Raw genomic sequence first — 11,931 nt, 5'->3', positions numbered from 1 at the left:
TCAGAATGATATCCTTATATAAACGACAGATATGCAGAAAAGCACAGGAGGCATGATGAAAGCAGTATTCATAGACATCGACAATACACTTCTTGATTTTGACGAATACGTCCGAAACACGATGGAAACGGGGTTCAGGCATTTCGGGCTCAAGCCGTACGAGCCGTACATGTATGATGTTTTCATAAGGGAAAACGGCAGGCTGTGGCGCAGGATCGAGCAAGGAGAACTCACTTTTAAGGAACTGGAAAAAGTGCGCTGGAACATCATTTTCAATGAACTTGGCATAGAGTTCGACGGACCGGTGTTCGAGAAATATTTCCGTGCGGCGCTGAACGACAGCGCGATACCGGTAGCCGGATCGTATGAGATGCTGGAAGCTTTGCGGGAAAAGGGATGCCTGATATGCGCGGCGAGTAACGGCCCTTACGAGCAGCAGCTGCGCCGTCTGGAAATCGCAGATATGCTCAGGTATTTCGATCATGTTTTCATTTCGGAAAAAATCGGCGCGTCCAAGCCGTCAGGGGATTTTTTCGAGCATGCGTTTTCCGTGATAAACAGTAGCAGAGAAGAGAGCATCCTGCCGCATGAGACCGTGATGATCGGAGACTCGCTGACATCGGATATCGCGGGCGGCAGGCAGTACGGGATGCAGACGTGCTGGTATATGAGAGACAGGGAGCAGGAGATCCCGGCAGATGTCGGTATAGCGGTGGACGATCTCAGAGACGTCGCAGACAGGATATTCTGATACATTATGTAAAGCCTCCGGCTGTAGGGTGTGCAAAACGCATATGCCTTGACAGCCGGGGGATTTTTGTTTATATTATAAGTAACAAGTGTTGCGCAACGTTAGTTGCGCGGAGACGCCGGCAATTCAGCCGCGGCCGTAGCCGTCGGCAAAGGATCATACACATATTATCCACCGCTGGCCGCAGTCATAGTCGTAGCTGCCTGCAAATAGCGGGAGCATCGCGGGGGAATACTTTCATGTCCGTCTGCGACCTGTGCTTCTGCGATCGGCAGCCGGCAGAAATTTATTTACAGAAAGGAACGATCATGCCGCCAAGATTCAAATTTACAAAAGAAGAGATCGTACAGGCTGCGCTGGATATCACCAGAGAAAGCGGCCTGTCGGCACTGACCGCCAGAGCGCTGGCGGCCAGGCTGGGGTGCTCGGTAAAACCCGTTTTCGGAGCGTTCAAAAATATGGAGGAAGTCCAGCAGGAAGTGATGGCCGCAGCGAACCGCATGTACGAAGATTATCTGAAGACAGACATGGCGAAGGGCCAGTACCCGCCGTACAAAGCCAGTGGCATGGCATATATACGCTTTGCGAAAGAAGAGCCGCATCTTTTCAAACTGCTGTTCATGCGGGACCGCTCAGGCGAAAAGATCGAGGAAAACAGAGAAGAGATCAGACCGCTCATCGACCTGATAAAAGCTAATCTGGGGATAAGTGAAGACGATGCATACATGTTCCACCTCGAGATGTGGATATACGTGCACGGCATAGCGACGATGGCGGCTACATCATATCTCGACTGGGGTGATGAGTTCGTCAGCAGTGTACTTACCGACGCTTATACGGGATTGAAATACAGGTTTTCGGAGCCTGAAGAGAAGTCATCTGCGACTGTGGCAGGCCCTGCTGAAGATCTGGCAGACGGCAGTGCCGCCGCCGGAGACAACATATAAAATAGGAGGCAGACTATGGATGCTATAAAAACGGTAAAACTGACCAAAATATATAAAGACCTGACAGCGGTCGATGCACTGGATCTGACAGTGCATAAAGGTGAACTGTTTTCACTGCTCGGGGTGAACGGCGCGGGAAAGACGACAGCGATCAGGATGCTGTCATGTCTTGCGAAACCGACATCGGGAGATGCGTTCCTGAACGGCAGCAGCATAGTGACGGCGGCTTCGGACGTAAAAAAACTGATAGGTGTATCCCCGCAGGAGACCGCGATAGCGCCGAATCTGACCGTCAGGGAAAACCTCGAGTTTATGTGCGGCATTCACGGATTCAGCCATGGGAAAAGGAAGCAGAAGACCAAAGAACTGTCAGGCCGGTTCAGCCTCGGACAGATCATGGAAAAAAAGGCGGGAAAACTTTCCGGTGGCTGGCAGCGCAGACTCAGCATCGCGATGGCGCTCATCGGAGAACCGGAAATACTGTTCCTCGACGAGCCGACGCTGGGCCTCGACGTGATCGCGCGAAGCGAATTGTGGGACGTCATCAGAGAGCTCAAGGGCAGGATCACGATCATACTCACGACGCATTACATGGAGGAGGCAGAGATGCTCTCCGACCGTATAGGAATCATGAAAGACGGCAGGCTGCTGGCTCTCGGCACGGCTGCTGAACTCATGGAGCAAAGCGGCAGAGAACGGTTTGAAGACGCTTTTGTAGCTATAGTAAAGGAGGCCCGCCAATGAGGATGCTTACTTTTTCAGGCAGAACGGCAAAGGAGATCATGAGAGATCCGCTGAACATCATATTCGGGCTCGGATTCCCTATAGTGCTGATACTGCTGCTTTCGGCGATACAGGCCAATGTGCCGGTCGATCTGTTTAAAATAGATTCGCTGACGCCCGGGATAACCGTGTTCGGCCTTTCGTTCATGACGCTGTTCGCTGCGACGCTGATCGCAAAAGATCGGGAAAGCGCATTCCTGCAGCGACTTTACACGACGCCGATGGCGGCTGCAGACTTTATACTCGGATATATGCTGCCGGTGCTGCCGATAGCGCTGGCGCAGAGCATAGTGTGCTATATAGCTGCGGTGATACTCGGTCTTGATATCACAGTCACGATAGTATATGCGATACTGTTCGTGATACCTGTTTCACTGTTTTTCATAGCTCTGGGGCTCTTGTGCGGCAGTGTTTTTACTGTAAAGCAGGTCGGCGGCGTCTGCGGGGCGCTGCTCACGAATCTGACAGCGTGGCTGTCCGGAGTCTGGTTCGATCTGGATCTCGTAGGCAGTGTATTCAGAAAGATCGCAGACATGCTTCCGTTCGTGCATGCGGTAGAGATGGAAAGGGCCGTGCTCAGCGGCAGTTATGCGGATATCTTCCCTCATATATGGTGGGTGCTTGCATATGCTGCAGCAGTCGGTGCTGCCGCCGTGCTGCTTTTCCTCAGGCAGATGAGAAACCAGTAAACGCAGCGCTGCGATACATGTGGAGCAGCGGGATCTCTTAAAATGAAATTTAGAATAAATACACATATAAACCTGCACTTAAAACAAGACTTTGTTCTTGACATACGCCTGCGCAGATGATACTGTCTAAATAGTTAGAAAATTCCAGAGCTTTACATATATTTACATGTGTAAAAATACAGACTCGGGATCCAAGGAGAGATAAATGAAGCCGGTTTCACAGGAAGAGTACACAAGAATGCAGGCAGAGGACTGGGAGTGGGCGAAGGCGCTGATACAGTGTCAGATAGATGACAAGCGGCCGGGAGTCCAGCATCTGACCAACAGACCTGTAATAAATATAAAGCAGATGCTGCAGTCCAGTGCAGAACTTTACGGCGACGGCATCGCGTTTTACACTAAATTCGAAAAAGGGCCGTACAAAACGATAACACATCGGGAGGTCTTTGATGATGTGAATGCCATGGGTACGGCGCTGATCGCCAACGGCATGAAGGACCGCCGGATCGCGGTGATAGGCGAGACCACATACATGTGGGGCATCGGATATCTGGGAACGGTGTGCGGTACGGGCATCGTGGTGCCGCTCGACAAGGAGCTGCCGTACGATGAACTCAGGAATCTGATAATTGAAGCAGAGTGTTCTGCTGTTATTTTTGATGAAAAGCGCGAGGATACTTTCGTCAGGATGATGCAGGAAGGCGGGACGAGCCTGGAGCTGCTGATATCCCAGGACAGGCGTAAAGGCGCAGACGGTATCCTGTCGCAGTGGGAGCTGCTCGAAGAAGGCCGGCGGCTGATCGCGGACGGCGACAGATCGTTCCTCGATGCGCAGATCGACAGCAGAGAAATGAGTATAATCATATTCACATCAGGAACGACAGGAATGGCGAAGGGAATAATGCTTTCGCACAGGAACATCGTCGCTGACCTGATGGTATCGCCGACGCTGGTGGACTTCCTGCCGAGCGACATATTTTTCTCGGTGCTGCCGATACACCATACCTTCGAATGCACGTGCAATTTCATCATGCCTCTTTATAAAGGCGGCGCGATCGCGCACTGCGAGGGGCTGAAGTATATAGTGAAAAACATCCAGGAGGTCCATCCGACGTTCCTGCTGGCCGTGCCTGCGATATTCGAGGCGCTGCACAAGGCGATATGGAAGGGCATCCGCGCAAAGGGCAAGGAAAAGACCGTGCGTAAGGCCATGAAGATATGCAATGCCGCGAAGAAACTCAATATCGACCTGACGAACCTGTTTTTCAAAGAGATCAAGCAGACTCTCGGCGGCAGGATGAGGATGATGATATGCGGCGGAGCTGCGATAAATCCCGAGATACTCGAAGATCTGCAGAGCTTTGGGATAATGGCGCTTCAGGGATACGGCCTTTCGGAAGCCGCGCCGATGGGAGCACTGAACCCGGAAAACAAGCCGAAGAGCATCTCCTGCGGTATCGCGTTCCCGGGGTTCGACGCCAGGATAAATGAACCGGGCGCTGACGGAGTAGGCGAGATCTGCCTGAAGGGCGACAACATCATGCTCGGATACTACAAAAATCCTGAAGCTACGGCGGAAGTGATAAAGGACGGATGGTTCTACACCGGAGATCTGGGATATATAGATGATGAAGGATATATCGTCATCACCGGAAGAAAGAAGAACGTAATAATCACGAAGAACGGCAAGAACGTGTTCCCTGAAGAGCTGGAATACCAGCTGTCGCTTCACGATGAGATCGTCGAGTCGATGGTCTTCGAAGGTGACAGCGGCAGGGGTGACGGAGACAAGAGCGGAGATACGCTGATAGTCGCCGGCATCTATCCCGACTGGGCTCTGATAAAGGAGACCATGGGCGATGAAGCGGAAGACGATGAAGCAGTCAGAAAGTACATCTGGAGCATCGTGGACAAGGTCAACGCTGCAAATCCGGGATACAAGATGATAAAAAAAGTAAATCTCAGACATACGGAATTCGAAAAGAATACATCCAGAAAGATAAGGAGATTCGTAGAAGACAACAAAAAGACACTGTGATGTCTCAGTGAGATCCGAAATACAAAAGGACAGCCTGCATCGGCATATACTGATGCGGACTGTCCTGTTTTTATTGTTGTGTTTGGCGGTGCGACCGGTTATACTCCGATCTTGAGAAGCTCGATGAACTGCTTTGCGGTCCTCGGGCTCCTGCCGTTCTTCCTGATAGCGTGAGCTTCTGCTCTGCGGAAAAGTTCAGCTTCATCCATTTTGACGCCATATTCTGCGGCGAGTGATTTTACGATCTGCAGATATTCTTCCTTGTCAGGCTTCTGGAACGTCACAGTGAGTCCGAATCTTGCCGATAAACTCATCGTCTCCTGCATCGTATCGTTCAGATGCAGCTCGTCGCCGACTCTGTCTGCAAAGCTCTCCTTCACGAGATGTCTGCGGTTGCTCGTGGCGTAGATCACGACATTGTCTCCGCAGCCGGAGACACCGCCCTCGAGCGTGGCTTTCAGCGCCGAGAAGTTGTCGTCGTTGCCCGTGAAGCTGAGATCGTCTATGAACAGTACGAATCTGAGCGGGTTGGCTGCGAGCTCCTCCATCAGTTTAGGGATCTGGTAGAGCTGGTTCTTCTTCACTTCTATGATGCAAAGTCCCTTCGGCGCGAGGCTGGCGCATACTGCCTTGATCGTCGAGCTCTTGCCGGTGCCGGCGTCTCCGTAAAGCAACATGTTGCTGGCTCCCTGGCCTTTTGCAAACGATGTCGTGTTCCTGATGATTATGTCGCGTTCTCTCTCGTAGCCGAACAGCTCGTCGAGACGCTGGTAGTCAGGATGAGCGACAGGAACGATCTCTCCGTCCTCCAGTCTGAAAAAGCTGTATTTTGCATAGATGCCGTAGCCTGTCCTGCTGATATTGCTGAGCTTTTCCATGAAATCATACTGCAGGTCTATCTGACGTACCGTCCACGACGGCAGATATCCGTCATACCCGATAAAATCACGGACTGTGGATGCTTTCAGCGAAGCGAGCTCCTGCAGTATCATCAGCTCGTTTTCCATAGCCACTTCTATCTCGTGATCCATATGCATGCCGGCGGCACTGTTCTTTACATAAAAATTATCGTCCTGCAGGACGAGTGTCCTGATATAGTCTGTGAGGCTTGCTGTTTCGTGGTACAGCTGCGACACGAATTCACTGTAGTGTCTGACTGCCGCCGCAGTGTCCTTCTCGTCTACCGCGCGGAGCATGTCTGTGAATCCGGTGATCGCCCTGTCGTCTCTGATGCTCGAAAAAACCGTCAGCGACTCTATTTCCATCATAAGCTGATTAAAATATTTTTTCATGTCTCATCTCCTGTGGATCAAAATCTGTTGTATTGACAAGTTTCATTTATTATACTATATATCAGAGCAAATATCGTATCAAGTATTAAAATTTATGACAAAGTGCAGCAGTCTCTGCAGCATGGCTTTATGGAGGGCATAATGAGGATCAATAAATATATAGCGTCTGCAGGGATATGCAGCAGGCGAAAGGCGGACGATCTCGTGGCGAACGGGAACGTCAGGATAAACGGCGTCGTTGTAAAGGAGGCGGGCGCGCAGGTCGGCGAGGGTGATGTCGTCGAGGTCAACGGCAGCGTCATCAGTGCGGCGCACAAGAATGTGTATATCGCAGTGAACAAGCCCCTCGGGTACATCACTTCGATGGAGGATGACAGGGAAAGGGCGACAGTTGCGGACCTCGTGACGGATATCCCGGAGAGACTGTTCCCTGTCGGCAGGCTCGACTACAATACTACAGGGCTGCTGATAATGACGAACGACGGGCAGCTCACATACACGCTCACGCATCCGAAGCATGAGGTCTATAAGACTTACGTTGCCAGAGTCGAGGGTGTGATCTCTGGTTCCAGACTTGCAAAGCTGCGCCGCGGCGTGGACATCGGGGGATTTGTGACGTCGCCGGCAAAGGTGAAGCTGGTAAAGCAGATGCCTCGGTATGCGGTCGTGGAGATCAGCATCAGAGAAGGCAAGAACCGTCAGGTGCGAAAGATGTTCGCGGCGGTCGGCAACAGGGTCCAGGAGCTCAAGCGTGTGTCGATCGGGGAGATCAGGCTCGGCAGGATGAAGGAAGGGCACTACAGGAAGCTGACCAGAGAGGAGATCGAGTATCTCCGGAGCCTGTAGGCCGTCAGAGCACACAGCTGAGCAATACAGAGTCATATGCGAGTTTTACCAAGAACCTGTACTTACTCCATATGATTTGGCATTTTTCCTTGAAAGTAAAGGGTTTTCAGAGAGACAAATACCAAGGATGTTATCTGTGAGGGGCATTCTTGGTATTTTTCTTATGTAAAAGCGCAGTTTTTCTTGAAAAATTACCAATATGGAACGTCCGGGTTTTGTATTTTGGTAATCGGCTCCGCCGCGAGCCCCTGTTTTTCAAGAAAAATGCTAAAAATACGATGCAGCAAACTGATTATTGGTATCTCGACTAATGACCTGCATTATGCGAATGTTCTCTTCTCAGAGGATATTTGTAAAGTGCTATGATCGCTATGACCATGAAGATCATGGGCAGCACGGTCGCGGAGTTCTCTATCCATGTCATCGCTGTCGCAGTCTGAGCCGCGGCGTTTCCGTCAAAGCCGGCGATCTGCAGTATGATGCCGAGGATCTGACCTCCGATACCTGCGGCGAACGCTTCGACGAGTCCCTGGAACGAGAGGATCGTCGCTTCGCGTTTTTTCCCCGAGACTCTGGTGTCATAGTCGCATACATCGTAGAATATCGACGGCATGATCTGCCAGTATATAGTAGTGCATATGCTCATGAAAAACATGTAGACAAGAGCACCGCCAAAGCCGCTGAGCTCCACGAAGCGCAGCACGATCATTCCCGTCATTCCCGCGATATAACAGATGATGAGCGCGATACGCTTATCGAACACCGCTGACAGCTTTCCCGCAACAGGGATGAATGCGATCCCCAGTGCGGAACGCAGGAAAAAGCAGAACGATATCTGTACGGCCGACATGCCGAGGTTGTAAGTGAGAAAATAGAGCATGTTCGACATCAGCATCGTGTAAAGTATCAGTGAGCACAGACTCGCGGCGATGAGATATTTCATAGGGCGCAGCTTTGCTACGGATATGTATTCTCTGAATATGTTCAGAAGCGAGAACTGCTTTTTATGGACTGAGGCCTCGGGAACATCGTGTTTTTCACGCGGCAGGTCTCTGTTTTTTGAGACGATCACGGTGATTATTATCGTTATCATCGTCAGTGCTCCGAGGAACCCGCCGGTCACAGACCATGCGTGAGCAGTGGTCATCCCGCGGTGCTCGAGAAATTCAACGATGATCGTGGGCATGACCATGCAGAACATATTGCCGACCATATTGAAAAATGATGCGAATGAACGTATCGAAGTCCGTTCGTCGTAGCTTGAGGCGTAATCGGTGCCGAGCGCATTGTACGGAATGAAAAAACCCGTGAAGCAGCTCCAGAACAGCACCGTCATCAGGCCGTAGTATATAGGCTTGAATGCGGAGGATGCGTCAATATCGGTGAACATCACGAAAAGCATTATTCCCAGCAGTATGGAAGACACGAATATTATAGGCCTGCGCCTGCCGAAACGTGTAGAAACGTTGTCCGAAAAGTATCCCATGATGGGATTGAATACTGCGTTCCAGCCTGAACCGATCGCTATTATCATACCTGCGATTCCGGGAGATATGCCTGCGACCGTGGTTAGAAAGAACAGGAAAAACGTGCCTACAAAGTTGTATGAGATCGAGTCGGCGAGTGAAGCTATACCATAACCTGTCTTTTCCATGAATGATGCTTTTGTCATTTAAAATTTTCACCCTCCTTTGGTGAGTCCGTTAGTATATTTGATAGCAGATTTTTTTATGCAAAAGGGCAGCGCACTAAAAAGCCTGCGCGGATGTCTGTTCCGGCAGGCGTGCGTGAGCATGATCTAGTTGCTGCGGAAATGTCTGGCAGTGTAGCCGTATTTCATGTCTATCACAACGAGCGCATTTGAGATCGTCGCCTCGTTGACGCCTTCGAGCAGATCTCTGAACACCTGGTCGATGTCGTACTTCTCGATGAAGTGATTTTTGAATTCGGCCAGGCTTGCGAATGATTCAGGCGTTTCGCCTTCTTTTCCGAATATGCTGCATATCTCACGGATGATGAAGCTGAACATGACGTTGAGGTCGTTGCTCATATCCACGTACATCATCATGCCGTCTGCATTGAAAGCTTCGCCGGCTATCTTGTCAAATGTGAGCTCATCCTTGTTTTCGAGCATCTCATGATATCTGACGATCGATCCATCGAGCTTATCTTTGAATGGTTCATACCAGTCTTTCATCGTATCGATGATAGTGAGGCCGAGATTCTCCGGAGATCCGCCGTACCACAGTGACTCCCTGTGAAAACCCTGGTCGTTTTCCTCTATTATGATTGCAAAATATAATCTGCTGACAGTACTGTTCTGTGCCATATAAAAAATCCTTTCTACTGTTTTGTGACGCCCGGTCGTGCCGTGCGGCGCCGGGGCGTGTGGCGTCCGGTCATGCGTCGGACAGGCATAATAACAGAACAAGTATAACACATCTGCGCCGTGAATTCATCAACAAACCCCCTAAGCGGCATCAAAAGTCCATGTACATCAGCGGTGCGGATCTGTGACACCTGAGGACAAAACCGAAAATAAAGAAATCGGAACACGGAGAGCACGATATGAAACTGAGCTCTCCACGTTCCTTAGGGGTGTTATGCTTTTCGAAAGCATACTGATCTGACAGGGCCGGGCAGTCGAGAATTCCCGGCGGCTGCGATCACAGTCGGTATAAATGAAAAAATTGTAAAATACCAGTCAGAGATCTCACAGCATGCGAGATCCTGTTAAGTTCCGCTGTATATCGCAGAAAGGATAGAGGTATGGTTTTGTTAATACTGATTTTAGCGTGCAGAGGAAGATATGTCAAGAAAATTATGAAAATTTCGATAAAATATGCCGGTCTTGAAATCGTCTGTTGCATTCAAAACGCCTGAAATCACAGGTTTAAGGTCGTGTGCGAGTTGTTACGTATACTATTTTTTGCCGGGCACCAACATGCACAAAAATAAATGTACCGGCTTCGAGAAAAGACAGAAAATTTAAAAAAGACAAGTAACCAAGCAACTAAAGTATTTTTACACCATATGCTGTTGTGTATACTTAACGAAAGTTAATGTTGGCGGTAAAATATCGCAGAAATCATTCATTTTTTTAATCAGGAGTTTTAGGAGGTCAATTTTATGGAGGCTAACAATTTGAACCAGGTGCCTAATAAAGTTTCTTTCGCAAAGAAAATAGGCTATTCGATAGGTGGAGCGACAGATACGCTTGCTTACGATTTCGTAGCAGCATTCCTGCTGTTCTTCCTTACGAACTTCACAGGAGTGAGCCCTGCATGGGCAGGCGCGATCCTTACGATCGGTGTTATATGGAACATGTTCTCGGATCCTATAGTAGGAAATCTGTCAGACAGAACGAGAACGAGATTCGGCAAGAAGAGAACATGGCTTCTCATCGCTATCATACCGTTATTCGTTTCATATCTGCTTCTGTTCACTAAGATCAGCGGACTTTCATCAGGAGCTACAAACATTTACTTCCTGTGCATGACGCTGCTGTTCTGGCTGTCATACAGCTGCTTCAGCATACCTTACTATTCGATGGGAGCATCGATGACAGGCGACAACGAAGAGAGAACAAAGATCAGAATGCTCGCTCAGATCATACAGTACATAGGAGTATTCTTCTCAACTGTAGCACCTACCATGTTCGTATCATTCTTCAAATCAGGCGGATGCACAGACTATCAGGCATGGCACTACACAGCATGGCTCGAAGGCTGCCTGTGCGTAGCTACTCTGATCGTGGTATTCCTTTCGACGAAAGGCATCGAGATCGACTTTGAAGATGAAGACCAGGTGGAAAAAACAAGCTTCTTCAAGGATGCAGCAGCAGTACTCAGCATCAAGCCGTACCTGATGGCAACACTTTCATCACTGATGTTCAGAATAGGATACTGCCTGTTCCTGACAACTATGGTATACTTCCTGCTTTATGTAGTGGGACTTTCAGAAATGAGAATGACTATCTGTACTTCGATAATCTCCTTCGGAGGCATAATCGTAATCACGATCCTCATGAAAGTCATCGAAAAGTACGACAAGGCAAAGGTCTACACTGTACTGGTGATGTTCTCGGGTATCGCTATGATAGTGTTCAACTTCGTAAACGTGAACTCGATGGGTATAGCATGCCTGTTCTGTGTATTCTACGTGATCGGATCATCGGCATACTGGTCGATAAATATACCGCTCATGTATGACTCGATAGAAGTAGACGAATTCCAGTCAGGAAAGAGAAGAGAAGGAACTATGATGTCATTCTTCCTCTTCTGCCAGAAGGGCGGATATGCGATAGCAGCAGCAAGCATCGGCGCAGTGCTTGAAAAAGTAGGTTACGATGAAACTCTCGGAGCTAACAACCCTGAACACGTACTCAACGCTATACAGACAATGATCTGTGCGGCGGCAGGAATCTTCTTCGTACTGAGTGCTATCATCATAATCCTGTACCCACTCAAGAAGGACGTATACAAAAAGCTTTATGCACAGCTGGAGAACAAGCGTGCAGGAAAAGCATACAACACAGAAGGTTTTGCACACGTGCTTAATAAAAAGTACAGATAGCAGCTTTGCG

At 49.5% G+C, this 11,931-nt stretch carries 10 protein-coding genes; 7 read left to right on the top strand and 3 right to left on the bottom strand.

From position 1 onward, the window contains the following. Positions 1 to 55: 55 nt before the first annotated feature. The 5 genes from OCV59_RS01745 to OCV59_RS01725 all read left to right on the top strand — a co-directional run bounded on the left by OCV59_RS01745 (position 56) and on the right by OCV59_RS01725 (position 5,208). Complete coding sequence (locus tag OCV59_RS01745; RefSeq protein WP_262584045.1) at positions 56 to 751, top strand: HAD family hydrolase; 696 nt, start codon at positions 56 to 58, stop codon at positions 749 to 751. 308 nt (positions 752 to 1,059) lie between these two features. Next, positions 1,060 to 1,698, top strand: a complete 639-nt coding sequence (locus OCV59_RS01740; RefSeq protein ID WP_147592606.1) for a TetR-like C-terminal domain-containing protein — start codon at positions 1,060 to 1,062, stop codon at positions 1,696 to 1,698. A 15-nt stretch (positions 1,699 to 1,713) separates the two neighbouring features. Then, positions 1,714 to 2,442, top strand: a complete 729-nt coding sequence (locus OCV59_RS01735; protein WP_147592605.1) for an ABC transporter ATP-binding protein — start codon at positions 1,714 to 1,716, stop codon at positions 2,440 to 2,442. Then, positions 2,439 to 3,170 (top strand): ABC transporter permease, encoded by a 732-nt coding sequence (locus OCV59_RS01730; protein ID WP_147592604.1) that lies wholly within the window; start codon positions 2,439 to 2,441, stop codon positions 3,168 to 3,170. The genes OCV59_RS01735 and OCV59_RS01730 overlap by 4 nt, the downstream gene beginning before the upstream one ends. 205 nt (positions 3,171 to 3,375) lie before the next feature. After that, positions 3,376 to 5,208, top strand: coding sequence for an AMP-dependent synthetase/ligase (locus OCV59_RS01725; RefSeq protein ID WP_147592603.1), 1,833 nt, complete (start codon positions 3,376 to 3,378; stop codon positions 5,206 to 5,208). Between the two features lie 98 nt (positions 5,209 to 5,306). Here the strand turns inward: OCV59_RS01725 and OCV59_RS01720 are convergent, their stop codons facing one another. After that, positions 5,307 to 6,500 (bottom strand): ATP-binding protein, encoded by a 1,194-nt coding sequence (locus tag OCV59_RS01720; protein WP_147592602.1) that lies wholly within the window; start codon positions 6,498 to 6,500, stop codon positions 5,307 to 5,309. A 141-nt stretch (positions 6,501 to 6,641) separates the two neighbouring features. On the opposite strand from OCV59_RS01720, the gene OCV59_RS01715 reads away from it, so the two are divergent. Then, positions 6,642 to 7,346, top strand: coding sequence for a pseudouridine synthase (locus OCV59_RS01715; RefSeq protein ID WP_147592601.1), 705 nt, complete (start codon positions 6,642 to 6,644; stop codon positions 7,344 to 7,346). 307 nt (positions 7,347 to 7,653) lie between these two features. Here the strand turns inward: OCV59_RS01715 and OCV59_RS01710 are convergent, their stop codons facing one another. Together OCV59_RS01710 and OCV59_RS01705 are read right to left on the bottom strand one after the other, a co-directional pair. Further along, positions 7,654 to 9,018, bottom strand: a complete 1,365-nt coding sequence (locus OCV59_RS01710) for an MFS transporter (protein ID WP_147592600.1) — start codon at positions 9,016 to 9,018, stop codon at positions 7,654 to 7,656. 126 nt (positions 9,019 to 9,144) lie between these two features. Next, positions 9,145 to 9,675: a hypothetical protein gene (locus OCV59_RS01705; protein ID WP_147592599.1), complete on the bottom strand. Its 531-nt coding sequence runs from the start codon at positions 9,673 to 9,675 to the stop codon at positions 9,145 to 9,147. Positions 9,676 to 10,475: 800 nt separating this feature from the next. Here OCV59_RS01705 and OCV59_RS01700 point away from each other — a divergent pair. Continuing rightward, entirely contained in the window at positions 10,476 to 11,921 is a 1,446-nt protein-coding gene (locus OCV59_RS01700; RefSeq protein ID WP_147592598.1) for an MFS transporter, read from the top strand. Positions 11,922 to 11,931: the final 10 nt, after the last annotated feature.

Source organism: Brotomerdimonas butyrica (assembly GCF_025567305.1).
Classification (GTDB): domain Bacteria; phylum Bacillota; class Clostridia; order Peptostreptococcales; family Anaerovoracaceae; genus Lentihominibacter; species Lentihominibacter butyricus.
This window is presented reverse-complemented; position numbering and strand designations above follow the sequence as displayed.

What these genes read in the sequence shown, in the direction of transcription:
- OCV59_RS01705 (WP_147592599.1), bottom strand. Translation starts at nt 9,675, where the DNA reads ATGGCACAGAACAGTACTGTCAGCAGATTATATTTTGCAATCATAATA.
- OCV59_RS01715 (WP_147592601.1), top strand. Translation starts at nt 6,642, where the DNA reads ATGAGGATCAATAAATATATAGCGTCTGCAGGGATATGCAGCAGGCGA.
- OCV59_RS01700 (WP_147592598.1), top strand. Translation starts at nt 10,476, where the DNA reads ATGGAGGCTAACAATTTGAACCAGGTGCCTAATAAAGTTTCTTTCGCA.
- OCV59_RS01720 (WP_147592602.1), bottom strand. Translation starts at nt 6,500, where the DNA reads ATGAAAAAATATTTTAATCAGCTTATGATGGAAATAGAGTCGCTGACG.
- OCV59_RS01740 (WP_147592606.1), top strand. Translation starts at nt 1,060, where the DNA reads ATGCCGCCAAGATTCAAATTTACAAAAGAAGAGATCGTACAGGCTGCG.
- OCV59_RS01730 (WP_147592604.1), top strand. Translation starts at nt 2,439, where the DNA reads ATGAGGATGCTTACTTTTTCAGGCAGAACGGCAAAGGAGATCATGAGA.
- OCV59_RS01710 (WP_147592600.1), bottom strand. Translation starts at nt 9,018, where the DNA reads ATGACAAAAGCATCATTCATGGAAAAGACAGGTTATGGTATAGCTTCA.
- OCV59_RS01725 (WP_147592603.1), top strand. Translation starts at nt 3,376, where the DNA reads ATGAAGCCGGTTTCACAGGAAGAGTACACAAGAATGCAGGCAGAGGAC.
- OCV59_RS01735 (WP_147592605.1), top strand. Translation starts at nt 1,714, where the DNA reads ATGGATGCTATAAAAACGGTAAAACTGACCAAAATATATAAAGACCTG.
- OCV59_RS01745 (WP_262584045.1), top strand. Translation starts at nt 56, where the DNA reads ATGAAAGCAGTATTCATAGACATCGACAATACACTTCTTGATTTTGAC.